Source organism: Bacillus sp. HSf4 (assembly GCF_029537375.1).
GTDB classification, from domain to species: Bacteria; Bacillota; Bacilli; order Bacillales; family Bacillaceae; genus Bacillus; species Bacillus sonorensis_A.
In genome coordinates, this window is the sequence record NZ_CP120679.1 from 1454577 (window position 1) to 1480457 (window position 25881).

The 25881-nt window shown below is 49.6% G+C and carries 18 protein-coding genes and 1 pseudogene; 17 read left to right on the forward strand and 2 right to left on the reverse strand.

Annotated elements, in window-relative coordinates; all coding sequences use genetic code 11:
• Positions 1–34: 34 nt before the first annotated feature.
• The 14 genes and pseudogenes from P3X63_RS07455 to P3X63_RS07520 all read left to right on the forward strand — a co-directional run bounded on the left by P3X63_RS07455 (position 35) and on the right by P3X63_RS07520 (position 19883).
• Positions 35–2320, forward strand: a complete 2286-nt coding sequence (locus P3X63_RS07455) for a helix-turn-helix transcriptional regulator (RefSeq protein ID WP_277692680.1) — start codon at positions 35–37, stop codon at positions 2318–2320.
• Positions 2321–2335: 15 nt separating this feature from the next.
• The gene (locus P3X63_RS07460; protein WP_277692681.1) at positions 2336–3043 is read left to right on the forward strand and encodes a rhamnogalacturonan acetylesterase; all 708 of its coding nucleotides are present in this window, start codon (positions 2336–2338) and stop codon (positions 3041–3043) included.
• Entirely contained in the window at positions 3030–3722 is a 693-nt protein-coding gene (locus tag P3X63_RS07465) for a YesU family protein (RefSeq protein ID WP_077736977.1), read from the forward strand. The genes P3X63_RS07460 and P3X63_RS07465 overlap by 14 nt, the downstream gene beginning before the upstream one ends.
• Positions 3723–3736: 14 nt before the next feature.
• A complete protein-coding gene (locus tag P3X63_RS07470; RefSeq protein WP_277692682.1) occupies positions 3737–4348 on the forward strand; it encodes a YesL family protein in 612 nt (203 codons plus the stop codon).
• Between the two features lie 164 nt (positions 4349–4512).
• Positions 4513–6375, forward strand: coding sequence for a rhamnogalacturonan lyase (locus P3X63_RS07475; protein ID WP_277692683.1), 1863 nt, complete (start codon positions 4513–4515; stop codon positions 6373–6375).
• A 19-nt stretch (positions 6376–6394) separates the two neighbouring features.
• Positions 6395–8029 (forward strand): rhamnogalacturonan acetylesterase, encoded by a 1635-nt coding sequence (locus P3X63_RS07480; protein WP_277692684.1) that lies wholly within the window; start codon positions 6395–6397, stop codon positions 8027–8029.
• A gap of 72 nt (positions 8030–8101) precedes the next feature.
• A complete protein-coding gene (locus P3X63_RS07485) occupies positions 8102–9931 on the forward strand; it encodes a rhamnogalacturonan lyase (protein ID WP_277692902.1) in 1830 nt (609 codons plus the stop codon).
• A 125-nt stretch (positions 9932–10056) separates the two neighbouring features.
• The gene (locus P3X63_RS07490) at positions 10057–10791 is read left to right on the forward strand and encodes an MBL fold metallo-hydrolase (RefSeq protein WP_026586635.1); all 735 of its coding nucleotides are present in this window, start codon (positions 10057–10059) and stop codon (positions 10789–10791) included.
• Positions 10792–10970: 179 nt separating this feature from the next.
• Positions 10971–11615, forward strand: coding sequence for a rhamnogalacturonan acetylesterase (locus P3X63_RS07495; RefSeq protein ID WP_026586636.1), 645 nt, complete (start codon positions 10971–10973; stop codon positions 11613–11615).
• Positions 11616–11617: 2 nt separating this feature from the next.
• Positions 11618–13605: pseudogene (locus P3X63_RS07500) on the forward strand (beta-galactosidase).
• Between the two features lie 195 nt (positions 13606–13800).
• Positions 13801–16404 carry an exo-rhamnogalacturonan lyase family protein gene (locus P3X63_RS07505; protein WP_277692685.1) on the forward strand — a complete coding sequence of 868 codons (2604 nt, stop codon included), beginning with the start codon at positions 13801–13803 and terminating at the stop codon, positions 16402–16404.
• A gap of 61 nt (positions 16405–16465) precedes the next feature.
• On the forward strand, positions 16466–17989 hold the full coding sequence (locus tag P3X63_RS07510; protein WP_481748572.1) for an extracellular solute-binding protein: 1524 nt from the start codon (positions 16466–16468) through the stop codon (positions 17987–17989).
• Between the two features lie 38 nt (positions 17990–18027).
• Positions 18028–18981, forward strand: coding sequence for an ABC transporter permease (locus P3X63_RS07515; protein WP_277692687.1), 954 nt, complete (start codon positions 18028–18030; stop codon positions 18979–18981).
• 17 nt (positions 18982–18998) lie between these two features.
• Positions 18999–19883, forward strand: coding sequence for a carbohydrate ABC transporter permease (locus tag P3X63_RS07520; RefSeq protein WP_077736972.1), 885 nt, complete (start codon positions 18999–19001; stop codon positions 19881–19883).
• A 37-nt stretch (positions 19884–19920) separates the two neighbouring features.
• Here P3X63_RS07520 and P3X63_RS07525 read toward each other — a convergent pair whose 3' ends face one another.
• Positions 19921–21246 (reverse strand): APC family permease, encoded by a 1326-nt coding sequence (locus tag P3X63_RS07525; protein WP_077736971.1) that lies wholly within the window; start codon positions 21244–21246, stop codon positions 19921–19923.
• A gap of 327 nt (positions 21247–21573) precedes the next feature.
• Between P3X63_RS07525 and P3X63_RS07530 the strand changes: the two genes are divergently transcribed.
• Positions 21574–22527: a ring-cleaving dioxygenase gene (locus P3X63_RS07530; protein WP_026586643.1), complete on the forward strand. Its 954-nt coding sequence runs from the start codon at positions 21574–21576 to the stop codon at positions 22525–22527.
• A gap of 58 nt (positions 22528–22585) precedes the next feature.
• Here the strand turns inward: P3X63_RS07530 and P3X63_RS07535 are convergent, their stop codons facing one another.
• Complete coding sequence (locus P3X63_RS07535) at positions 22586–23890, reverse strand: S1C family serine protease (RefSeq protein ID WP_277692688.1); 1305 nt, start codon at positions 23888–23890, stop codon at positions 22586–22588.
• 164 nt (positions 23891–24054) lie between these two features.
• On the opposite strand from P3X63_RS07535, the gene proG reads away from it, so the two are divergent.
• Together proG and P3X63_RS07545 are read left to right on the forward strand one after the other, a co-directional pair.
• On the forward strand, positions 24055–24867 hold the full coding sequence (gene proG / locus P3X63_RS07540; protein ID WP_277692689.1) for a pyrroline-5-carboxylate reductase ProG: 813 nt from the start codon (positions 24055–24057) through the stop codon (positions 24865–24867).
• Between the two features lie 189 nt (positions 24868–25056).
• Complete coding sequence (locus tag P3X63_RS07545; RefSeq protein ID WP_026586655.1) at positions 25057–25881, forward strand: M55 family metallopeptidase; 825 nt, start codon at positions 25057–25059, stop codon at positions 25879–25881.

The following is a 25881-nucleotide window of genomic DNA, read 5'->3' on the forward strand; positions in this document are numbered from 1 at the left end:
AAACATTCTTTTCATTTGCAGTGGGGGGAGAGGCATGAAAAAGCTGCATCAAAGACATGTTTCACGGCGGAAGGGGACCTATTTCAAAAAGAGTTTTGTGCTGATCTTGCTGATTGCGTGCATCCCGGGTCTGTTGACGAGTGCGGGCATCTATTTTTTCTCAGCCGCAAAAATCGAACACGAGCTTCAGCATCTGCATGAAAGCCAAGTCAGACGCCAAATCATGCAAATGGATGACAAGCTGGAAGGGCTCGAAATCATGCTCTCCCAGCTGGCGTATGACACACGGCTGATGAGCGGGCTGGCTCATACGGATTTAAAAAAAGACTTTCAAACGACATACCGCTTGTCAAAGTCGCTGTTTGTTCTCCAGGACCAAAATCCGCTCATTCAGCGGGTTGAATTATTCATTCATGAAGGTGAGCCCCAGCTTTTAAATCCGGAATACAGCGCGCTGACCGATCGAAATCGTTTAAAATCCTACGATTCACTGCTTTCCGGCAATAAAAACGTCTATTGGAAAAAATGGCGCGGCAGCACTGGAGGCATGGCCCTCGTTCATAAAATTCCGGGGGGCATTTCAGAGCCGTTCGGCGCCCTGATTGTAACGATAGATCGTAAAGAAATGAAGCATTTGCTGGAAAGCCTTTCCCCATATTCAAAAGGAACCGCGCTGCTTTTCAGCAGGGACGCACCTTTTGGAAAGGAAGGCGAAGAATTTGAAAGCGCATTAAAGAAGCGGGCTGAAAAACAGCGGAGCAAACAGGGGGCCTTTTTCATGAAGTGGAGAGGTGAAAACTATTCCGTCTCCTTCGGACAGATGGATCGACTCGGCCAGGAATGGACTTATGTTTCCGCATCGCCAATGTCGTCCATTACCTCTCCTGTCCTGTTTTTATCAAAGCTCGTCGCATCCGTCAGCATGGCCGGGATTGTGCTGGCTTTCATTCTCACCTGGTATGCCTCAAATAAAATCTATTCACCTGTCGAGAAGCTGATCCAGCTTTGTTCAGCAGAACAGAAAACCGCCGCTTTCGGCCGCGATGAATTTCAGTGGCTCCAAAAGCGTTGGGAGGACATGTCGAACGAAAGCGGGAAGCTGAAACAGCAGATGACGGCTCAAGTTTCTCAAGTGACAAGCGGATTTTTTCAGCGGCTTCTCCAAGGAGGCTTTGCGGGAGAAGCGGAGAAAAGCTTGAAAAACCGTCTGAAGCGCTGGGGCTGGGAAGCGAAAGACAAGGTGTTCATCATCATCGATATCCAGATGACCGGCCTTTATGACGGGGCCGGCTCTTTTTCCAAAAAAGACGAAAGCCTCGCCAATTTTATGCTGGCCAACATCGCCCGCGAACTGGCCGAAAAAGTATTCCGGCGGGCGTATATCAGCGATGTCCGCGCTTTATCGCTCGATGCCCTTTTGATGTTTAGCGGTCCTCGCGCACAGCAGAAAACCGCCGCGCAATTTGTCCGCGAGCTGACAGATACGATTCATACACTATGCGGGCTTCACATTACGGCTACAATCTCAAAGCCGGTCGGCATGGTAAAGGACATTCCTGTCATATATGAAGAGGTGAAAGCCGGGAAGCTTTACAGACAGTTTGAAAATTCCAGCCAGCTGATCGATTTAAGCCGGCGGAAGGAGAAGACACAAGCCGATGCTTATTATCCGTTTGCCCTGGAAAAAAGGATCGTACAAGCGATCCGCCTCGAAGAAAAAGATGAAGCCGAACGCCTGATCGCGCTTTTTATGAATGAGCTTGCGGAAAGAGGGAAAACAGAGGCCCGTATCCAGCCGGGAATGATTCAGCTGTTTGCCAAAATTCAGGAAGAGATTTTTCATTCGGGTCTTCACCCTTATGAATTATTTTCCAATAACGATCTGATCCGGGAGCTGTCAGAACTCAGAGAGCCGTCACACGCGGTCGCCTGGATGATGGAACGCGCTGTCGGTCCTTATCTCAAAGAACTTGAGGGGAGAAACAACAGACAGCAAAAACGGCTTGTCGAACGGGTGCTTGCGATGATTCACGAAAATTACATGAATGATATTTCACTTGAAAGCTGCGCTGATGAAGCGGGAACGAATTCATATACGCTGAGCAAGGCGTTTAAACAGATCACCGGCATCAATTTTATCGATTATGTCACGCATTTGCGAATTGAAAAAGCGAAAGAGCTGCTTCTCGAAACGGATCAGAAAATACATGACGTATCAGAGGCTGTCGGCTACAGACACAGCTATTTCAACCGGATTTTTAAAAAACAGGTCGGGGTTCCGCCGAGCCGCTATAGACAGCTTCATCAGGAAACCTCGTGAAATGGAGAGGAAAACATGAACGAAAAACCGAAAGTCACCGTGTTTTTGGCGGGGGATTCGACCGTTGCCGAGTGTCCGCCGCATGAAGCGCCGATGGCCGGCTGGGGTCAAGCGTTTCCATTGTTTTTTACAGATGAAGCAAGAATCGTCAATCTGGCCAAAGGCGGCGCCAGCTCCAACCGCTTTATCACCGAGGGGCGTCTCGCTGACATCGCCGGCCGTCTCACAGCAGGGGATTATGTGTTGATTCAATTCGGTCACAATGATCAAAAGCCGTATGGAACAGATCCGTTTACATCGTATCAGGACAATCTTTTCCGCTATGTCGAAACCGTGCGGGCAAAAGCGGCGTTTCCGGTTTTGGTTACTTCTGTCCAGAGGCGGCATTTTGATGAAAGCGGAGTGATCGTTAATACGCTTGGCGATTTTCCAAAAGCGATGCTTGAGCTTGCGCGGAGGCTTGAAGTGCCGCACATCGATTTATGGTCGAAGACAAAAGCGCTCTATGAATCTTTCGGAGTGGAAGGGTCAAAGCAGCTGTTCGTTCACTTTCAGCCTGATGAGCATCCTCATTATCCAGGCGGCATCGAAGATAACACCCATTTCTCCGCATACGGCGCTCGTCAGGTTGCAAAGCTTGTCACAGAAGGCATCAAGGAGCTTGGGCTTCCTCTTTCCGCCTATCTTCAAACAGAAAGGAGCGGTCGCCATGCAAAGTTTTGACAACAGGGAGGGCCTCATGATCTATCAAAATCGTTTATCATCTCCTCAGGATCTCAGCGGCTGGGTCATGGAAGGGAAAGGAAAGGTCAGCTTTCCTGAGGGAAGGCTTCATCTGGAAAATGAGCTTGATCCGGAGCTTTACGGAGATGACGCACACTTTGTGTACTGGTGCCCGGAGACGTTTCCTGATGGGATCATCATCAAATGGGATTTCTACCCTATCAGAGAACCCGGGCTGTGCATGATCTTTTTCGCGGCTTCCGGACGGAATGGAGAGGATTTGTTTGATCGGAAGCTCGCAGAAAGAACAGGCAAATATCCGGAATATCATTCAGGTGATATCAATACGCTGCATCTCTCTTATTTCAGACATAAGCATGCTGATGAAAGAGCCTTCAGAACATGCAATCTCAGGAAAAGCCGCGGTTTTCACCTTGTCGAGGAGGGAGCCGATCCGCTGCCGCCAGCAGCCGACGCTCTTCCGCCTTACCGGATGAGGCTCGTTAAAGACGGTCCATACATTCACTTTTCGATCAACGGGCTTTCCATTCTGGAGTGGACGGATGACGGCCGCCGCTTCGGCCCTGTATACGGAGGAGGAAAAATCGGCTTCAGGCAAATGGCTCCGCTGAAAGCGGCCTACAGCAATTTTGAGGTTCGCACGCTTTTGCGCGGCTAAAGGGGAGGTGCATCATGCGTGAAAAAGGCGTAATGGCGATGATTTACAACGGCTGTGAAGCAGCCGTTAAGATCGCCATGCTGAACGGTTTGTGGATTTTGTTTACAGTATGCGGAGGCATCGTTCTCGGCTGGGCTCCAAGCACGGCCGCGATGTTTACAGTCGTACGCAAATGGCTTTTTGGTTATACGGATCTGCCGCTTTTCAAAACGTTTTACCAAACATACAAAAAGGAATTTGCCAAAGCAAACGGGATCGGTCTTATCCTTGTGGCGGCCGGTTATATTTTATTTGTTAACTATCAATTTTTTCATATTCGCGAAGACTTGTTTTCGATCATGATCAGCTATGCGACATTGCTTGCCGGGCTGGCGTATGCGATGGTCCTCATTTATATTTTCCCGCTCTACGTTCATTTTGAGCTGCCGTTTTCCCGCTATTTTTCCCAGGCTGTACTGATCGGTCTTCTTCGCCCTTTGACAACGGCCGGGCTGGCCGCGGCGGGCGGGCTGGTCGTCTGCGTGCTCATAACGGTGCCGGGGCTGATCCCGTTTTATGGTGTCAGTTTATTTGCTCTTGTTTTTATGTTTATCACACACAGGTGTTTTATGAGGTTGGAAGCGTGAGAAGTTAGGCAAAAAAGTACCAATTTTAATAAAAAAGCTGCCGCTGGCGGCTATTAGTCAGCTATTTGCCCCTCGCAAAAAAGTGCAATTGAATAAAAATGGAAGTCATAATAGAATCCCTTTTGAGTAAGCGCTTACAAATTATCTTGTGAAGGGAGACTATTATGAGGAAAAAAAGGTGGAGAAAACGGCTGGCGGCCTCAGCTTTGTTTTTGATCATGGCAGTTCCACCCGTTGCGGAACAGGCGAAAGCCGGGAAAGTTCATGCGGATGAAGGGCGACAAATGGAGTCGCTGAAACGGGGGCTTGTCGCTGTCAAAACTGGAAGTGGTGTGTTTTTGAGCTGGCGGCTCCTCGGTACAGAGCCGTCATCCGTTTCTTTTAATGTGTATCGAAACGGCCGGAAACTGAACAATTCTCCGATCACATCAAGCACGAATTATCAGGATGCGGGGGGAAATGCCAATGATTCTTATGCAGTTCGGGCTGTTTTAAACGGCAAAGAACAGGCGCCTTCTGAAACGGTTGGGGTTTGGGGTGAGAATCACAAAGCTGTTCCGCTCGAGAAGCCGGCCGGCGGGAAAACGCCTGATGGCCATTCATATACCTACAGCGCCAATGATGCGAGCGTCGGTGATCTTGATGGTGACGGTGAGTACGAGATCATTCTCAAATGGGACCCATCCAACTCAAAGGATAATTCACAGGACGGGTATACAGGAGAAGTGTTGATCGATGCTTATAAACTAGACGGTACGAGAATATGGAGAATCGGGCTGGGTAAAAACATCCGCGCCGGCGCCCACTATACACAGTTCCTCGTCTATGACTTCGACGGCGACGGAAAAGCGGAAATCGCGATGAAAACGGCTGACGGAACGACGGACGGAAAAGGAAAAGTGATCGGCAACCGCAGCGCCGACTATCGGAATAGCCAAGGCAGGATTTTGGAAGGGCCTGAGTATTTGACGATCTTTAAAGGTGATACAGGAAGCGAGCTGCAGACGATAAACTACGAGCCGGCCCGGGGGAATGTAGCGGACTGGGGTGACAGCTACGGAAACAGGGTTGATCGTTTTCTCGCAGGTGTCGCATATCTTGACGGAAAACGGCCGAGTCTTGTCATGGCGCGCGGCTATTACACGAGAACCGTCCTTGTCGCTTATAACTTTAGGGATGGAAAGCTGACCAAGCTGTGGACATTTGATTCAAAAGCGCCGGGCAATGAGAGATATGCCGGACAGGGCAATCACAGCTTAAGTGTCGCAGATGCAGACGGGGATGGAAAAGATGAAATTTTATACGGTGCGATGGCTGTCGACCATGACGGCAAAGGTCTTTATTCAACAGGCTGGGGCCATGGAGATGCGATGCACGCCGGAGACCTTGATCCGGCAAGAGACGGACTGGAAGTGTTTCAAGTGCATGAAAACAGCAGTTCTCCATACGGATTGTCCTTTCGCGACGCGGCCACCGGACAGCTGATTTGGGGCGTCCATGCCGGCAAGGATGTCGGACGCGGGATGGCCGCTGATATTGATCCGCGCTATGAGGGGGCTGAAGTGTGGGCAAACGGGGGACTTTACACGGCAAAAGGAGAAAAGATCGGCAGCACACTGCCTTCGTCAACCAATTTCGGCATCTGGTGGGATGGAGACCTTCAGCGAGAGCTGCTTGACAGCAACAGGATCGATAAGTGGGATTATCAACATGCGAAAACAATCAATTTGCTGACAGCGGCCGGAGCTTCTGCGAATAATGGGACAAAAGCGACGCCGACTTTGCAGGCCGATATTCTCGGAGACTGGCGCGAGGAAGTGATTTGGCGCACAGATGACAGCAGTGCACTGCACATCTATACGACGACAGATATGACCAATCACCGCATATATACGCTGATGCATGACGCTGTCTACAGGCTCGGCATCGCCTGGCAAAATGTCGGCTACAATCAGCCGCCGCACACCGGCTTTTATTTAGGGGAAGGCATGGCGGTCCCCGAGAAGCCAAATATTGATACGCGCTGAGTGAAAGGAGACTGAAAACATGAAGAAATATCTTCGTTTCACCGCGGCTCTTCCCCTGCTCATCCTTTTGCTGGCGGGTTTTATCGGACTGATGCATCCGCAGAAGGCCGCTGCGCAGACCGACCGGCAGCTGTTTCTGTTCGATTTTGGAATAGGGCCCGCAGAAGAGCATTACACAAAAATCGGGAAAACCTCGATTTACAAAAAAGACACAGGATACGGCTTTTCGCATGGAAAAGGCATCAAATGCAAACGGACGAAAAGTCATGAAACCTTGCGCAAAGACTATTGTATTGTAAACGATGCTGCATTCTTAGCAGACCTTGCAAACGGAAAATACCGGATAACCGTATTTGCCACAGCTGCCGAGGAAACGGCACTTTATGCAGAAGGTGAGAAGGTCGGAGCGATTCCTGCCGGAGCAAACCGAAGCGCGGCTGAAACGGTATTTACGGTTTCGGTAGAGGACGGACGGCTTGATCTCGGCTGGCAAGGCTCGCCAAAGGTGTATGCCATCGAAATTTCGCATATGTATCAATTCGATTTCGGCAACGGACAAGCAGCCCCCGGATTTATCCCGGTTTCCGCCCAATCGGCTTATTCGCCTGAAAAAGGCTTCGGATTTGACGACTCATCCAAGGTATCCTGCACTGACCGCGGCACAAACGACCCGCTTCGCTCAGACTTCTGCATTCCCGACGGCACCGCGTTTTCTCTCGATCTGCCAAACGGAACATACGAAGTCAAGATCATAACTGGAGACGACCTGGCAAAAACAAATATGGATGTACGGGCGAACGGCATGCTTCAGCTTTATTCGTTTGGCGCCGGCGCCGGTTCTTACAACGAAAAAACGTTTCCGATTACGATTACAGACGGCCGCCTTTCCATCCAATGTCTGACGGCGAGAACACTGCCGCACATCAATGCCGTCATCATCACGAAAACGGCTTATCATGTAACAAACGACAAAACGACGGTTTTTCTGGCGGGCGACTCGACCGTATCCGACTATGAGCGGGGATACGCGCCAATGGCCGGCTGGGGGCAGTTTTTGGACGATTATTTTACGGGCGACATTGCCATCGATAATCAGGCCAAACGGGCGAGAAGCGCGAAAAGCTTTGTTGATGAACGTTCCCTTGATACGATTATGAACCGCATGAAGCGGGGGGATTATCTGTTGATCATGTTCGGTATTAATGACGCCGGCCCGGACCCGGCCCGCCATACAGATCCTTATACGACATTTCAGGATTATTTGCGAATCTATATCGAACGCACAAGAGAAAAAGGCGGCCATCCGGTGCTCGTCACTTCGCAGAGCAAGCGGACATTCAATGAAAACGGCGTTTTCTATAACAGCATCGGAGACTACCCTGAAGCGATGAGGCAGCTTGGGCGTCAGATGAATGTGCCCGTCATCGATCTGAACAAAAAAAGCATCGCCTTTTACAATGAAATCGGTGTTGAAGCGACGAAAAATGTGTTTATGTTTCTCGAGCCTGGAGAAAGTCCGAACTATCCGGACGGAATCGAAGACAGGGTTCATTTCCAAGAGTACGGGGCCAATCAATTGGCAAGGCTCGTCACAGAAGAGATCGCAGATCTGAACCTTTATCCGCTGAAACGAGAGTTGAAAAAATCGTTCTGATGGAGCATTGTCTTGAAAGGAGAGCAGACGATGAAGCGTACACAAGAGAGCGGGCCGGCTCATGAACAAAACATGACGGCGGCGCCGAGGCAAATGGAAGCATTAAACCGCGGTCTTATTGCCGTGAAAACGGAAAACGGCGTTTTTCTCAGCTGGAGACTGCTCGGGACAGACCCTGAGAAAACAGCTTTTAACCTTTACCGCAACGGTCGCAAAATCAATTCACGTCCAATCGCCTCATCTACTAATTTTCTAGATGAAAACGGCGATCTTGAATCAATTTATGACGTCAAAACCATTCTCCGCGGAAAAGAATGCGAAAAATCGAAAGAAGCGTCGGTTTGGAAGAAGCCCTATCTGGATGTGCCGTTAAATAAACCGGAAGGCGGGTTCACTCCTGACGGCGAGCCGTATACCTACAGCGCCAATGATGCGTCGATCGGGGATCTTGACGGTGACGGCGAATATGAAATCGTGCTCAAATGGGATCCGTCCAATTCGAAAGATAATGCTCACCACGGCTATACAGGGGAAGTATTCATTGACGCTTATAAGCTTGACGGAACACATTTGTGGAGAATCAACCTCGGGAAAAACATTCGTGCGGGAGCCCACTACACCCAGTTTATGGTTTATGATCTTGACGGTGACGGAAAAGCGGAAATCGCCATGAAGACCGCTGACGGAACGATTGATGGAACGGGCCGGGTAATCGGTGACAAGGAGGCCGATTACAGAAATGAGCAAGGCCGGATTTTATCGGGGCAGGAATACTTGTCCATTTTTGACGGTGAAACTGGCGGGGAATTGGTGACGGTCGATTATGAACCGCCGCGCGGAAAGCTTGAGGACTGGGGGGACGGCTACGGCAACAGAATGGACCGGTTTCTCGCCGGCATCGCCTACTTGGATGGGGAGCGGCCGAGCCTGGTGATGGCGCGCGGCTATTACACAAGAACAGTGCTTGTCGCCTACCATTTTCGCAATGGGATGCTGACCAAACTATGGACATTTGACAGCGACAAGCTTGAATATGCCGCATATGCGGGGCAGGGGAATCACAGCCTGAGCGTTGCTGATGTTGACGGCGACGGGAAGGATGAGATCATTTACGGGGCGATGGTCGTTGATCATGACGGAACAGGGCTTTATACGACTGGGCTTGGACACGGGGATGCGCTGCATGTAAGCGACCTTGATCCCGACAGGCCGGGGCTTGAAGTGTTTCAAGTCCATGAAGATCCGCGCCTGCCATACGGCCTGTCCTTTCGCGATGCGGGAACCGGCGAGATTCTTTGGGGGGTACCCGCCGATACCGATGTCGGACGGGGAATGGCGGCCCACATTGATCCGCGCTATAAAGGTGCGCTGGTTTGGGCGATCGATCCTCCGGGGACAGAAGGACATTCATACGGGCTCTATACGTGCAAGGGGGAAAAAATCAGCGATACTGCTCCGGCTTCGGCCAATTTTGCGATATGGTGGGACGGCGATCTCCTTCGGGAATTGCTTGACCATGATTGGCAAGAGTCGAACGGCATCCCGAAAATTGATAAGTGGGATTATCACAATGGAAGGCTGATCAATCTCCTTACCGCTGAAGGAACACTATCAAACAACTGGACGAAAGGGACGCCTGTTCTTCAGGCCAATATGTTCGGCGACTGGCGGGAAGATGTCGTGTTCAGAACAGAAACAAGCGAGGCCTTGCGCATTTATACAACGACAGAGCTGACGGAGCACCGTTTTTACACATTCATGCATGATCCCGTCTACCGCTTGGCGGTGGCCTGGCAAAACGTCGCTTACAATCAGCCGCCTCATCCCGGCTTTTATTTGGGAACGGGGATGAAAAAACCGCCCCGGCCCAATATTTATACCGTTTCAGTGAAAAAGAATTAAAAAACATTGACTGTAATTTAAAATTGTGATATAATAAAATATTTATTTGACAAATGATGATCTCGCTATTAATCTAGTTGATGTAGAGCAAGCTGTATCAACTTTGAGTAAGGAGCGGATCAATGATGAGAATATCAGATGGTGTTGAAATGCTGGAATTGGAAAGTGAAGCTTTTGGCCAAAAAGCCGCGCTTCACCCGGTGCTTGTGTGGGATGAGGAAGACGCCGTTTTAATCGACACCGGCATGCCGGGGCAATTGGGACAACTCCGCCTGGCGCTAGAACAATGCGATGTCCCCTTCAAGATGCTGAAGGCGGTTGTCTTGACACATCAGGATATCGATCATATCGGCAGTCTTCCCGGTATTTTACAGGAAGCCGAAGGTGTGAAAAGCTATGCCCACAAGCTGGAAAAGCCGTATATAGAAGGCGAACGCCCGCTTTTCAAGACAGATCCGAAGCAGATGAGCGATGAGGAAAAGAAAGCCTTGCCAAAAGATCTGCTTGCCATTTTCGCAAATCCGCCGAAGGCAAGGGTCGACTGTCTGCTGGAAGACGGGATGGAACTGCCGTTTTGCGGAGGCATTCAGGTGATCTCCACACCGGGGCATACGGAAGGCCATGTCAGCCTTTATTTGAAGAAAAGCAAAACGTTGATTACGGGCGATGCTTTAGTATGTGCCGAAGGCCGTTTACAGCCGCCCATTCCCCGCGTGACCCCGGATATGAAGCAAGCGATCAAGTCGCTGGAAAAGCTTTTGGCATTTGATATCAAGACGGTGATCTGCTATCACGGGGGCGCTGCTATTGGCGATCCAAAGAAGCGGATCAGGGAAATCATTCATCAGGCAAGCTTGTAATCTATTGCAAAAATAAACAAAATGGCCGGGGCGACGGAGCTCTCCCTCGGCCTTTTCGAAAAACAAAAAAGTATGATTGTAGACAAAAAGCCAGCTCCGCTAAAATAAATAGTAAGCGGTTTCGCCGCGGAAGGCAGGGAAAACAGGGTGACACGAAGAGATGAAAAGGAGTGATCGGTTTGACAATCAGCATTTATTTGGCCGGTGATTCGACCGTGCAAAACTATAGGGCAGACTCGCCGCAGGGAGGCTGGGGGGAATTTCTGCAAGTCTATTTGACTGGAGATGTACAGGTGATCAACCGGGCGATCGGGGGGAGGAGCTCAAAAACCTTCGTTGAAGAAGGGAGGCTCGCCTCGATTTTGGATGTGATTCAAACAGGGGATTGGCTGTTTGTGCAGATGGGGCATAATGATGCCTCAAAAGATAAACCGGAGCGTTACACAGAGCCGTATACGACGTATAAAGAATATTTGAAAATGTATGTCGAAGGTGCGCGACAAAAAGGAGCGGAACCGCTTCTCATCACACCGGTGGCAAGGCTTCATTACAAGGACGGCGTCTTTTTGAACGATTTCCCCGACTATTGCATCGCCATGAAGCAGGTGGCCCATGAAGAACATGTCCGCTTGATCGACTTAATGGAAAAAAGTCTTCAGCATTTTGCCGAAAAAGGCTACAGCGAAATATTTCAATATTTTATGATTTCGGAAAATGTAAACGATTACACTCATTTCACGAAAAAAGGTGCCCGGGAAATCGCAAAGCTCGTCTCGGCCGGGATCCGGGAACTCGGTTTGCCGTTTGTCGAAGAGACGGTGTGAGCATGAAGAAAAAGCTGTATCATGGCGCCTGTTTTTATCCCGAGTTATGGGATGAAGCAACGCTTGAAGAAGATATCAAGCTGATGAAGGAAACAGGGATCAATGTCGTGAGAATCGGTGAATTTGCCTGGTCGACAATGGAGCCTGAGGAAGGAAAGATCGATGTCGGTTTTTTGCCGATGTCATCAAAAAGCTAGATGACAACGGGATTGACACGGTGATGTGCACGCCGACCGCGACTCCGCCGATTTGGCTTACCCACGGGCATCCGGAAAGAATGTATGTCAATGAAAAAGGGGAGACGATGGGGCATGGCTCAAGACAGCACGTCTGTACAAACCATCCGTATTTCCGGAAGCGGGCCAGGCTGATCACCGAGCAGATCGCGGAAAAAATCGGCAGGCTCCCGGGACTCATCGGCTGGCAGCTTGACAATGAATTCAAATGCCATGTCGCGGAATGCATGTGTGAAACATGCAAAACGCTGTGGCACAAATGGCTGAAGGAGCGATACGAGTCGATTGCCAGTCTCAACGAAGCCTGGGGAACCGATATTTGGAGCGAAACCTATCAGCGCTTTGAGCAAATTCCGCAGCCCGGTCCGACGCCATTTTTGCATAACTCGTCGTTAAGGACGATGTATCAGCTGTTTTCCATGGACAAAATCGCCGAATTTGCATTTGAGCAGGCTGAAGTGATCAGGGCGTACTCCGATGCGCCGATTACCCATAACAGCAGCATCATGTTCGGCGTCAACAATGAAGAGCTGTTTGGCGGACTTGATTTTGCCTCATTTGATACGTACGCCACGCAAGAGAACAGAGCGGCCTTTTTGTTGAACTGCGATTTATGGAGAAACATGAAAAAAGACCGGGCTTTTTGGGTGATGGAGACGAGCCCTTCTTACAGCGCTTCATTGGAAAGCTATGCATTGCCGCATCAGGACGGCTATTTGAAAGCGGAAGCCGTATCATCCTACGCCTTGGGCGGAGGCGCGTTCTGCTATTGGCTGTGGCGGCAGCAGCGGGCCGGTTCCGAACAGCCGCACGGCGCTGTCCTCAGCGCTTGGGGAGCGCCGGATGTAGGGTATGGGAATGTGCTTGAAGTCGAGCGCGCCAGAAAAGAGATCGAAAACATCATGCTCGCAACGGCTCCCGTCCAGGCTGAAACGGCTCTTGTCTACTCGGACAGGGCGAAGGTCTTTTTCAAAACGGAACCCCACCGAAAGCTTCATTACAGGTCGCTCATCACCGAGTTTTACGACAGGATTCTCTCGCTCGGCATCCACAGGGACGTCATCCCGGAAGGAAGCCCGCTTGACGGCTATAAATTGCTGTTTACACCGTTTATCCATTATCTTTCTCCTGAATATATCCAAAAAGCGGCTACCTTCACAGAAAGCGGCGGAATCTGGATCGCGGGGCCTCTGGCAGGAGGAAGGACAGAGCATCATACGATTCACACCGACCGCGGGTTGGGTGATTTAGAAAAATGCGCCGGGGCCAAAACCTTGTTTACTTATCCGATGGATGAACGAAACACGGTCGGTGCAGCCTTTGACGTTAAGGCGCCGCTCAGTTTATGGAGCGCTGTTTTTGAACCGGACGATTCCGAAGCGGTCGGCATCATCGAAGAAGGAGCGGCACCTGGGAAGGCATTTATAACTGAGCATAAACGGGGGAAAGGAAAAATCGTCATGCTCGGTTCCTTGCCGGCGGGTGAGGCCGGTGATATCATGTTGAAAAAGCTGATCAGCCACTATGCCGAAGAAGCGGGTGTCACACTGGGAACAGATGTTACACCGGGCACGATCGTCGCCCCGCGGAGGGGAATGGACGGCCTTGTCTGGGTGGTCGTCAATATGGACGGCAAAGGCGGACAAGTGACCCTGCTGGATCGCGGAACCGACTTGATATCCGGCGAGCCGATGTCCGGCTGTTTAATGCTCAAACCGCATGAACATCGCGTTATTTGTTTTTCTGGAAAATAGGACTTTGAAGAAGAACCGCCGCCGGCAATGCCGGCGGCTTTTCTTTTGCCTGATACGGCTGCAAAAGAAGGGCAGCCCTGCAAATAAGGAGAAATCCCGGCCAGTTCCCAAGGCAAAAAAAGAACATTGACGGTCAAAAGAATGGAAAGGGAAAATACAGACTGATCAGACAAAGCAGAAAGAGGAGGAGCGCTTGTGAAAGCACAGGCTGAAGTGAAATGGCTGAAGGCGCCGCCCCGGGCGGGTGGCGTCACATGGGGAGTTCCCTGGGAAAAAGGTGTGCTGCAAAAAGGGGAGGCAGTCACCATCGCCGATCAGAACGGTCAGGCGCCTAGCTTACAAACATGGCCGCTTGCCTATTGGCCTGACGGATCGCTGAAATGGACAGGGCATGCGGCGGTTTTCACAGAAGAGAGCGGCGGCCGTTTTTGGCTGCAAAAAGGGTGTCCAAAACCACCTGAAAACACCGTACACATTTCAGAGCAGGAAGACAGCATCACAGTGGACACCGGGGAGATGGTCTGCAAGCTGGAGAAAACAGGCTCGACCTTGTTCAGCTCGATTTCCATTTCCGGGGAAATGATGGCGAAAAACGGACGGCTCATCGCCTTAAAAGAAAAACGGACTGCCGCAGATTTTCACGAGACTTATCAAATCACACGATTTAAAAGCATGATCAACAGGGTGGTTATTGAACAAAACGGGCCGGTAAAAGCGGTGTTGAAAGCAGAAGGTGTCCACCGGAGCGAAGACCGGGGCAACCCTTGGCTTCCTTTTGCCGACAGACTGTCTTTTTACGCCGGGGTATCGGCCATTCGGATCATGCATACCATTTTCATCGACGGAGATCCGCAAACTGAATGGATCAAAGGGCTCGGCTTGGAGTTTTCCGCGTTTTTCAAAGGTGCCCCTTGGAATCGGCACATTCGTTATGCGGCTGACAGCGGCATTTACGGGGAGGCGGCCCAGCTGCTTGTGACGAGAAGATTTAACGAATCAAACGGGATTTATGAAAAACAAATTGCCGGACAGCCGGTCCGTGAGACACCAGAAACATCGGCCGTGGTTCAGGATGCCCGCCGGAATGCGATTTGGCATGACTTTCAACTCGTTCAAGACGCTCCGCATCACTACCGTTTGCAAAAACGGACGGATAAAAGCTGTGCCTGGGTGCCCGCCTTCCGCGGAGAGAGAGCGAAAGGGCTGATGTATGCAGGAGGAGAAACGGGTGGAATCGCTTTAGGGCTAAAGGATTTTTTTGAAAAATATCCGTCCTCACTTACAGCGGCAAATCTCGCCTCTGATGAAACGACATTGACGGTCTGGTTTTGGCCTCCGGAAGCGGAAGCGATGGATTTCCGCCACTATTCAAAGGACACCCATGTTGAAAGCGCATATGAAGGCTTTGCGGAAATGCGCTCTACTGCTTCAGGGATTGCCAATACGAGCGAAGTCCATCTCGCCTGTTTGACAAAGCCGCCAAGCGATGAAGAACTGATGAGACTGGCGGATGAATGGCAAAATCCGCCGCTTTTGCTTTGTGAGCCCGACTATTATTACAACACCCGCGCACTTGGGATTTGGAGCTTGAAAGATACAAGCCGTCCGCTAGAAGCGATGCTTGAAGAACAGCTTGACGAAGCTTTCCGGTTTTACAAAAACGAAGTCGAACAGCGAAGCTGGTACGGGTATTGGCATTATGGTGATGTGATGCATACGTATGATCCCGTCCGCCATATGTGGCGGTATGATCTTGGCGGTTACGCATGGCAAAACACAGAGCTTGTACCGAATCTGTGGCTTTGGCAGTCATTTCTCCGGTCGGGCAGGGAGGATGTCTTCCGAATGGCCGAAGCGATGACGCGCCATACAAGCGAGGTTGACTGCTACCACTTCGGAGAATATCAAGGTCTCGGTTCAAGGCACAATGTCCTCCATTGGGGCTGCGGCTGCAAAGAAGCGAGAATCAGCATGGCCGGGCTCCATAAAATGTACTATTTTTTGACGGCCGATGAACGCACGGGTGAGATTCTCGCTGAAAGAAAGGATGCCGACAAAGCAGTCGCGACGTTGGACCCGATGAGAGCTTATTATCCGAAAGGCGGGTTTCCTGCACATGCAAGAGTGGGCCCTGATTGGGCGGCGTTTTGCTCGAACTGGCTAACACATTGGGAACGGACGGGGGACACTGCATATCTTGCAAAAATCAAAAAAGGGATCAGCCAGCTGAAAGCATTGCCGCTTCGTCTTTTGTCAGGGCCGACGTTCGGCTATGATCCGGCGGGTGCCGCTTTGTTTCACATGGGAGACGGGAACGAAGGCGGCTACCATATGGTGATCGCATTTGGCGCTCCGCAAGTATGGATGGAACTTGCCGGACTCCTGGAAGATGAAGAATGGAAGGAGATGCTTAGTGAATTCGGCGAATTTTATTTGCTGAGCGATGAAGAGAAGCGGCGAAGGAGCGGGGGAAAGCTTCATAACGGTTTGTTCCATTGGCCGATGTTTGCTGCTGCAATGGCCGCATATGCTGCACACCGGCGCCGGGACCGGGAGCTTGCCGAAAAAGTGTGGCGCCTTTTGCTGGATGAAACGCAAAGCCATACACCACTGCCGATTACACCAAAGCGGACGAACAGATGGAGAGAACTGACGGAAATGCCTTGGGTGACGACAAACTGTGTATCGCAATGGTGTTTAAACTTAATCGCAGTATTGGAGCTTCTCGGCGATATGCCGCCCAGTCGGGAGCTTCAGGAAAAGGTGATGTCACACATTCAAGCGACAGGCAAAAAATGAAGATTGCCGGAAAAATGAAAGCGCTTTAAATTTATTGTTAAATCATAAAGGGGGAATGAAAATGCCGGTAGTAAAAAGCAAGGGGAAAAAATGGCTGGCCGCCTCCGCCGCCTTTTTTCTTCTCATGGGCTGCAGCGCAAACGAATCATCCAGCCAAAACGAAAAGGACAAGCAAAAGGATGTGATCCACATCATGGCACCGCTTCTATCGCCGGAAAGTCCGGGGCAAAACAGCCCGTCATTGAAAGCGCTTGAAACGTATACGCAAAAACAAATTAACGTGACATGGGTTCCGAACTCTTCCTACAATGACAAATTCAACATTGTCATGGCGTCCGGAGATTTGCCGCACGCGATCGTTATCACCGACAAATCACCAGGATTTATCAAATCGGTTAAAGCGGGCGCGTTCTGGGAGCTGTCTCCATACTTAAAAGATTACCCGAATCTCAGCAAGGCTGATGAAAAGATCATGAAAAACAGCTCGATCAACGGCGAGATTTACGGCATATACAGGGCGAGGGATCTGATTCGGGCTTCGATCATCATCAGAACCGACTGGCTGGACAACGTCGGGCTCGATATGCCGAAAACGATCGATGATTTTTATGAAGTGTTGAAAGCATTTAAAGAAAAAGACCCCGACGGGAACGGGAAAGACGATACGTACGGCATGGTTGTGCCGAAATGGATGGGGCTTGGAAACGGGAGTCCGTGGGATATTATGCAGACTTGGTTCGGCGCGCCGAATCGCTATGGCGTAGATGAGAACGGCGAGCTCGTTCCCGATTTTACGACAGAGGAGTATATGGAGGCATTGCGGTTCTTTAAAAAACTTTATGATGAACGGCTGATCAATAAAGATTTTGCCGTAATGGATTCGGCGAAATGGAATGACCCCGTCGTCAAAGGGAAAGCGGGCGTGATCGTCGATACAGGTTCAAGGGCTTCACAAATCCAAAGCGCTCTTGAGGAAGCCGAACCCGCCAACAAGGGTGTGATCGATGTCGTCGGTACGGTAAAAGGGCCGAAGGGGACCTATACATTCCCCACGTCTGGCTATGCCGGAATGATTGCCATCCCGAAGGCAAGCGTCAAAACGGAGAAAGAGCTGAGGGAGGTTTTGAGCTTCCTGGACAAAATGAACGATAAAGAGGCTCAGATCATTGCCAACGACGGTATTGAGGGGCGTAATTATAAGCTCGAAAACGGAACATTCACATCTCTAGAAAAAAATAACAAAAAACTGCTTTACGAACACGAAGGGCTCGCCCAGTTCAGCATGGGGATTCCGGAACAAAGATATTACATTGAAAAACAAACGTCAAAGCTGTTCAAGCACCGTGAACAGATCATCAAAGAAGGAGAAAAAATCGCCGTCTTCAACCCGGCAGAATCGCTCGTTTCAGATGTGTACACGCAAAAAGGCGCACAGCTCGACAACATCATCCTTGACGCCAAAACACAATTTATCATCGGAGACATTGATGAAAAAGGTTTTCAGGATGCCGTTGAGCTTTGGTATAAAAGCGGCGGCGAGGATTTGATGAAGGAGCTTAATCAATTGTACCGGCAGGCTGAATAGCCCATCTCCGCCAATGCACACGAAAGGGGGTTTAGGACATGGAAATCGCCACAAAAACGGAGAAGGCCGCTGTCAAGGCGGCTAGAAAAACAAATGGGCTCTCGGCCTTTAAACGGGACAAATGGCTTTATCTTCTGCTCGTTCCCGGTGTTTTATATTTTCTCATCTTTAAATATTGGCCGATGTGGGGCGTATTGATCGCTTTTAAGGATTATTCCCCATATCTCGGCTTTTGGCAGAGCGAATGGGTCGGATTCGAGTATTTCAAGGATTTTTTTATGAATCCCGATTTCTTCCGGCTCTTGCGCAACACGCTGATGCTGGCCGCTCTCGACTTGCTTTTCGCCTTTCCGGCGCCATTGATCGTGGCGCTATTGCTGAATGAATTAAGGCATGCGATTTATAAACGATGCATTCAGACGTTTATTTATGTGCCGCACTTTGTCTCATGGACGATCGTCGTCAGCATCACATTTGTCTTTTTTACGGTTGATACAGGGGTTATCAATAAAATGCTGCAGCATGTAACGGGAGGGGAGATCTCATTTCTCTCCGATCCCGAATGGTTCAGGCCGATGATCGTGCTGCAAAGCATGTGGAAGGAGACGGGCTGGGGAACGATTCTGTTTTTGGCGGCGCTTGCCGCCGTTGACCAGGAACAGTATGAAGCGGCGGTGATAGACGGGGCCGGGCGCTTCAGGAGAATGTGGCATATCACGCTGCCCGCGATCAGAAGTACGATTGTCGTGCTCCTTATCTTAAGAATCGGCAGTTTTTTAAACATCGGCTTTGAACAGATCTTTTTAATGACCAATTCATTAAACCGGAGCGTCGCCGAAATCTTTGACACGTATGTCTATGTGGTTGGGATTACCCAAGGGGCTTACAGCTACAGCACGGCAGTCGGCCTTTTTAAATCAGTCGTCGGCATCATCCTGATTTTCGGTGCCAATTATGTCGCGAAAAAATTCGACCAGGATGGTCTGTTTTAATGAATGGAGGTGATGGGATGTCCGCTTCAGAATCGCTCCATAATACGAAAGCCGGGCGGGTGTTCGATGTGTTTAATATTGTCTTTCTTGGCTGCCTGGGGCTTGTGACGGTGCTGCCATTTCTGTACATCATCGCCGGGTCTTTTGCAACAGAAGCCGAGCTGTCGGAAAGGAGCTTCTTTATCTTTCCGGAAACCTTTTCACTGGATGCGTACCGCTACATTTTTTCTACGCCGACCTTTATCAGAAGCATGGGGGTTTCCGTGTTCATTACGGTTGTGGGAACTTTTGTTCAGCTGTTGTTTACGTTTACGATGGCCTATCCCCTTGCGAAACGGAACCTCAAAGGCCGGAATTTGCTTTTAAATCTCGTGATTTTCGCGATGCTTTTCAGCGGGGGGATGATTCCGACCTATATCGTCGTCAAAACACTCGGACTGCTCGATTCCTATTGGGCTTTAATTTTGCCGATGGCGATTAATCCGTTTAATTTGATCATTATCAAAAACTTTTTTCAGCAGCTGCCGAAAGAACTCGAGGAATCGGCGAAAATAGACGGCTGTTCAGAAATCGGCGTATTCCTGAGGATCGCCCTTCCGCTGTCAAAGCCGATCATCGCCACCTTTGCCCTGTTTTATGCGGTCGGCATCTGGAACGACTTTTTTCATGCCCTGCTTTATATCAATGACAGCGCCAAATGGCCGCTGCAGATGGTGCTGCGCCAGGTGACGATCCTGTCCGACTTGACCGGGACCAATGAGATGATGGAGAGTGCGGTGCCGCCGGAACAGTCGATCAAACTGGCCGTCATTGTCATAGCGACACTGCCGATTTTAGCGGTTTATCCGTTTTTGCAGAAACATTTTGCAAAAGGGATATTGATCGGGTCTGTCAAAGGATAAAAAAAGCTGCCGGACATCTTCGGCAGCAGCGGGCGGCTTATACATGGGAGCCGCCTTTGTTTCGTTTTTTCATCCACACATAAACAGGGAGTCCGGCAAGGCCGATCAAGATAGACCAGAGGCAGCTGTAAAAGTCTGTGATCAGGGTGCTGAAAAGGACAAACAGCGATCCGGCAATAGCCGCAATCGGCATGTAAGGGTAAAGCGGCACACTGTAGGATCTTTCCTGTCCGCTGTTTTTCTTCCTCAGAATAAACACCGCGAAAAATGCCATCACATAAAAGATATAGATCATAAAAATCGAAACCTCAGACAGCTTTTCCGGATTGCTGATCATCATGAGGACGACGGCAATCATGATCTGTACGGTGACGGCAATCCAAGGCGTATGGAATGTCGGGTGGACATGCGAGATCCAGCGCGAAAACGGCAGCTGTTTTTTTTCCGCCATCGCGAAAATAACGCGCGGGAAAGACAGAACTTTTCCGTTTAAACAGCCGAAAATGCTGACGATAATACCGATGGAGATCAATTTTCCGCCGAGCGGTCCAAACAGCATCGAAGCGGCGGTGCTTGTCGCATTTTCACCGAGTGCGACAATCTGTTCTGCCGGCAGAATATGCAAGAGCGCCAGATTGATAAACAGATAGCACGCCGTCACAATCAAAATGCCTCCGGTCATCGCTTTTGGAAGCACCTTTTCCGGGTTTTTCATTTCTCCGCCGAGTGCGGCAAGAAGAATCCAGCCGTCGTAGGCAAACAATGTCGCCAGCACCGCCGCTCCGAAATTCTCTCCGCCGAAACTTTTGACTTCGCTGAAAATATGTTCATCACCTTGCCAGAGCCCGAAGACAACAATACATACAATGGGGATCAGTTTTCCGACCGTTGTGATCGTCTGGACCGCTCCGCCGTACTTTGTCCCGATGATGTTGATGATGCACAAAAACGCGACGGAAATAATGCCGATCAGTGCGGCCCATGATTTGTCCCAGGAAAACAAGTTGGCCACAAGCGACCCGAAATATAGCCCAAGGGCGCCGATGATCGCCGGTCCGTAGATGATGATCTGCACCCAGCCGCACAAAAAGCCCCAAAACTCTCCGTAGATTTCTTCCAGATACGTGTACAACCCGCCCGTTTTCGGAATTTGCGTGCCGATTTCGGCGATCGTCAGTCCGCCCGCAAGCGTCAAAATGCCTCCGAGAAGCCAGGCGAAAAGGGCGATCTGTGCATTCCCGGAATAAGAAAGAACACTGCCGGGCTTCATAAACACGCCCGAGCCGATGATCGTGCCAATCACAAGAGAAAGCGCAAATAACAAGCCAATCTCTTTTTTTAGTCCGTTTGTGTCTGCATTCATTTGCTACGCCTCCTGTTGTGTCATTCTTTTTGTAAAAAACTATTTTTATATTGTAATACCTTTTTTTCAAAATAAAAATAAAATAAATTTTCAGATTTTCGTATTTCCTTTGAAGGTCATTGTTTTTCACAGAGTAAAACTAAAAAAATGCGGTTATAAACGAACTATGTAATCTATTAAAAGTTATATTGTTAGTGTTTTGCTTACCCTTAGAAACGAACCGGATCGAAAGCCGTATTGGTTGACTTTTCATCTGAAATCACCTATTTTTGAAGAAAAGAAAATATCTCGAATTCGAGATATTTAATTGAGAGGAGATTATACAAGATGAAAGTGAACGGCATTCACCACGTATCCGCTTTAACGGCCAACGCGCAAAAAAATCTCGACTTTTACGTCAAAGGGCTTGGCATGAGACTGATCAAGAAAACGGTCAATCAGGATGATCCGACAATGTATCATTTGTTTTACGGTGATGAGGTTGCAACCCCTGGTTCAGATTTGACGTTTTTCGAGATTCCGATGCTGGCCCGAAAGATACAAGGAACAAACTGCATTTCATCAGTGTCCCTCAGGGTTCCGAGCGAGGAAGCCCTCGGTTTTTGGCAGCGGCGCCTTGATGAACTCGGCGTCAGGCAAGACGGGATCATGCAGCGTGCGGGACGGAGCGTTCTCCGCTTTTTCGATCATGAAGGGCAAACGATCATTCTTGTAGCGGACGCTGAAGGTAAAGATCATGGGGTGCCAGTGAAAAACAGTCCTATTCCGGAAGAGTTTCAGATCAGAGGACTTGGGCCTGTCGAGCTGTCCGTTCCCGATAGAGGCCCGACTGAAGAAGTGCTGACAGAACTTCTCGGCTTTAAGCGTGTTGCAAAAGAGGAGCTTGATGGAAGCGGCCGGGAGCTGGTTGTGTTTGAATCAGGAGACGGCGGAGCCGCCACAGAGGTTCATCTCACAGAAACGCAAGACATGAGAAGAGAGCGTCCCGGAAAAGGCAGTGTCCACCATGTCGCATTCCGCGTCAAAAATGAAGACGAACTGCAAAAATGGCATGAAAAAATCAGTGCGCACGGTTTCACGAATTCCGGCATTGTTGAGCGCTATTATTTTAAAGCGCTCTATTTCAGAGAGCCGAACGGCATCCTCTTTGAGCTTTCCACCGACGGACCCGGCTTTCATGTTGACGAAGGACTCGATGAGCTGGGACAAAGCCTTGCGCTTCCGCCATACCTTGAAAACAGGCGAACAGAAATCGAAGCCCGTCTTACACCGATCAAATAAAAAACAAGGCCCGTGTTAAGGGCCTTGTTTTTTGTTATATCAAACAGGGGGGATTGATTTAAGAAGATGCTTCTTCTTTTTGATCAAGTTTCACTTGCTTGGTCATTGTCTTGCCGTTTCTGATGATTTTCACTTTTATCGTATCGCCGATTTGCGTATCTTTGTACAGGATGTTGCGAAGGGTGCTGCCGGCAGCGGTTTCTTTGTCGTTCAGGCTGACGATCACATCATTTTCTTTAAGCCCCGCTTTTTCGGCAGGAGATCCTGAAGCGACTTGGCCGATGTAGACGCCTTTGTTTAATTGGCTGCTCTTTAAACCGAGTGTTCCGGTTTGATAGTTTTCCGGAACCTGGCTCAGATCCATCATGCTGATGCCGATGTATGGACGTTCGATTTTGCCTTTGGACATCAGCTCTTCTGCAATCGGTTTGACATCATTGCTCGGAATCGCAAAACCGATGCCTTCCACGCCTGTTTCACTGATCTTCATGCTGTTGATGCCGATCACTTCGCCTTTCGTGTTCAACAGAGCACCGCCGCTGTTACCAGGATTGATCGCGGCATCCGTTTGAATGACGTTCATTTCCGTTTCGCCGGCAGATGTGTTGACGGATACGGTCCGGTCAACACCGCTGATGATTCCTTGTGTGACGGTGCGGGAAAGGTCTTTGCCGAGCGGATTGCCGATGGCGACGACCGATTCGCCCGCCCTTAAGCTTGACGAATCTCCGAATGACGCCACTTTTTCGACGTTATCCGCAGAAATTTCGACAACGGCAAGGTCTGTCAAGGAGTCGCTTCCGACCAGTTTGCCCTCGACTTCTTTCCCGTTTGAGAGAGAAACCTTCAGCTTGCTTGCGCCTTCGACGACATGGTTGTTCGTAATGATATACGCTTTTCCGTTCGCTTTTTTATAAATGACGCCTGAACCCGTGCCTGTTTCTTCCTCGGTTGAGCTGCCGCTGTTCGTGTTATCGCTGCTCTCAAAGCCGAACATATCATTCTCTGTCTGTTTTTGATAGTTTGAGATGCCGACGATGGCCGGCGATATGTTCTCAACCATTGCTGACACGTCGGAAGAGCTTGTAGATGACAGCTTTTCCGTCTTCGTCTCGTTCGCTGACGAAGAAGTGGATGTTTGATTGGTTTGTGTCTGAGCGGACGAATCGACTGTCTGGTCTTTTGAGTGCTGATAAGTCGACACGCCGAGGACGAGGCTTCCGCCGATGATGCCGCTGATGATCGGCGTCATCCATGATAGTCTCCGCTTTTGTTGTTCTGGTTTTAATTTTTGATTTGGCTGTTTATCAGAGACGATGATTTCGTTTTCGGTTTGAGGTTGATTTTCCCTGTTATATTCCATTTTCTCCACGCTCCTATTGTTATCATATCCTTTGATACACCCATCATAAACAAAGACTGTGGGATAAACATGAAAAGAATGTGGGAAATTGTCAAAGGAAAAGGATAGAATAGATATGGATGCTTTTTTCTTACAATACGACATTCCAGAGGTGTTGACGAACATTGAACAAAATCGGTTTTATCGGATACGGGAGCATGGCGCGGATGATCGCGGGCAAGCTGCTTCAACAAGACAACATAAAGGGCGAGACGGTGCTTGTTGCAACAAGGGCTGACAGAGACAAAGCAGCGGCCGCCCAAAGGCTTCATCCGGATGTCTCCTTCCAATCGTCTGAAGATCTCGCAAAGCAGTGCGGACTCATCTTCATCTGTGTTCCGCCTTTAGCGGTGAAAGAAACGCTCACAAACATCAATCCATTTCTTCAGGAACACGCACATATCGTGTCAATTGCTGCGGGCATCACGCTTGAACGGCTGCACGAATGGACAAACCGGCAAGTATCAAGATACATCCCGACTTTGACATCTGAAGCGGGAGTCGGCATTTCGCTTGTCGTGCACGGCGAACGGGTGACAGAAGACAATAAAACCAGTCTCGAAGGATACCTTTCCCCTTTCAGCAAAGTAAAAAACATCAGCGAGAACGATATCGATGCCGCGAGCAATTTAACAAGCTCTTCACCGGGTTTTATCGCCGCGATTTTTGAAGAGTTCGCCCAGTCCGCAGTCAGAAACAGCAGTCTGACGAAAGAAGAAGCGTTTGAGTTCCTGATCCATTCTTTAGTAGGTACTGGGAAACTTTTGTTGGAACAACAAATGACCTTTGAAGAAACCCTTCGACGGGTGGCGACAAAAGGCGGCATTACAGCAGAAGGCGCAGAGGTTATTCAGCAGGCTGTACCAGAGGTTTTTGATAAGCTGTTTGAGAGAACGCTGGACAAGTATCAATCATTAAAAGATGCCGTACGGCCATAAGCGGGGAGGCTGCCTTTTTGAGGGCAGCCTTTTCGTGCTGTTCGACAAATTTCTTCACATTTCCATTGTTATCTTAAATTTCTAAATTTCCCAATAGTTATTGAAATCCTATTAAGATTTTAATATAATTTGTTAGAATATTCATAAAATAATAAAAAATTTGAGATGTTTTTGATGAGGGGGAATTTTGTGAAGCTGTACATGTCCGTTGATATGGAAGGAATTTCTGGACTTCCTGATGATACGTTTGTCGATTCAAGCAAGCTGAACTATGAGCGGGGAAGGGCGATCATGACGGATGAAGCCAATCATGTGATTGAAGCAGCGTTGCAAAACGGCTGTTCAGAAGTGCTTGTCAATGACAGCCATTCAAAAATGAACAATATTTTGATCGAGCGCCTCCATCCTGAAGCACAGCTTATTTCAGGGGATGTCAAGCCGTTTTCGATGGTTCAGGGACTTGATGAAACATATGGGGGAGCGGTGTTTCTCGGCTATCACGCGCGGGCGTCGATGAGAGGCGTGATGTCGCACAGCATGATCTTCGGTGTTCGGCATTTTTACATAAACGATCAGACGGTCGGCGAGCTCGGCTTTAACGCTTATGTAGCCGGCTATTACGGCGTTCCGGTCATCATGGTGGCCGGTGACAGTGAGGCCGCGGCTGAAGCGAAGGAGCTGATCCCGAACGTGACGACCGCGGCCGTGAAAGAAACGATTTCGCGTTCGGCCGTCAAATGTCTGACACCTGAGAAAGCGGGGCGTCTTTTAAAGGAACAGACGGCTTATGCGCTGCAAAACAGGGACAAGGTCAAGCCCCTCACACCTCCGGACAGGCCGGTGCTCAGCATCGAATTTGCCAACTACGGCCAGGCGGAGTGGGCGAACTTGATGCCCGGCACTGAAATCAAACCGGGAACGACGATTGTCCGCTATCAAGCGAAAGATATTTTGGAGGCCTACCAAGCGATGCTTGTCATGACAGAGCTGGCGATGCGGACGACATTTTCCTAG

Bases quoted from the DNA above. Each gene is read 5' to 3' on its own strand.
- P3X63_RS07455 (WP_277692680.1), top strand. From the start codon at position 35: ATGAAAAAGCTGCATCAAAGACATGTTTCACGGCGGAAGGGGACCTAT.
- P3X63_RS07460 (WP_277692681.1), top strand. From the start codon at position 2,336: ATGAACGAAAAACCGAAAGTCACCGTGTTTTTGGCGGGGGATTCGACC.
- P3X63_RS07465 (WP_077736977.1), top strand. From the start codon at position 3,030: ATGCAAAGTTTTGACAACAGGGAGGGCCTCATGATCTATCAAAATCGT.
- P3X63_RS07470 (WP_277692682.1), top strand. From the start codon at position 3,737: ATGCGTGAAAAAGGCGTAATGGCGATGATTTACAACGGCTGTGAAGCA.
- P3X63_RS07475 (WP_277692683.1), top strand. From the start codon at position 4,513: ATGAGGAAAAAAAGGTGGAGAAAACGGCTGGCGGCCTCAGCTTTGTTT.
- P3X63_RS07480 (WP_277692684.1), top strand. From the start codon at position 6,395: ATGAAGAAATATCTTCGTTTCACCGCGGCTCTTCCCCTGCTCATCCTT.
- P3X63_RS07485 (WP_277692902.1), top strand. From the start codon at position 8,102: ATGACGGCGGCGCCGAGGCAAATGGAAGCATTAAACCGCGGTCTTATT.
- P3X63_RS07490 (WP_026586635.1), top strand. From the start codon at position 10,057: ATGAGAATATCAGATGGTGTTGAAATGCTGGAATTGGAAAGTGAAGCT.
- P3X63_RS07510 (WP_481748572.1), top strand. From the start codon at position 16,466: ATGCCGGTAGTAAAAAGCAAGGGGAAAAAATGGCTGGCCGCCTCCGCC.
- P3X63_RS07515 (WP_277692687.1), top strand. From the start codon at position 18,028: ATGGAAATCGCCACAAAAACGGAGAAGGCCGCTGTCAAGGCGGCTAGA.
- P3X63_RS07520 (WP_077736972.1), top strand. From the start codon at position 18,999: ATGTCCGCTTCAGAATCGCTCCATAATACGAAAGCCGGGCGGGTGTTC.
- P3X63_RS07525 (WP_077736971.1), bottom strand. From the start codon at position 21,246: ATGAATGCAGACACAAACGGACTAAAAAAAGAGATTGGCTTGTTATTT.
- P3X63_RS07530 (WP_026586643.1), top strand. From the start codon at position 21,574: ATGAAAGTGAACGGCATTCACCACGTATCCGCTTTAACGGCCAACGCG.
- P3X63_RS07535 (WP_277692688.1), bottom strand. From the start codon at position 23,890: ATGGAATATAACAGGGAAAATCAACCTCAAACCGAAAACGAAATCATC.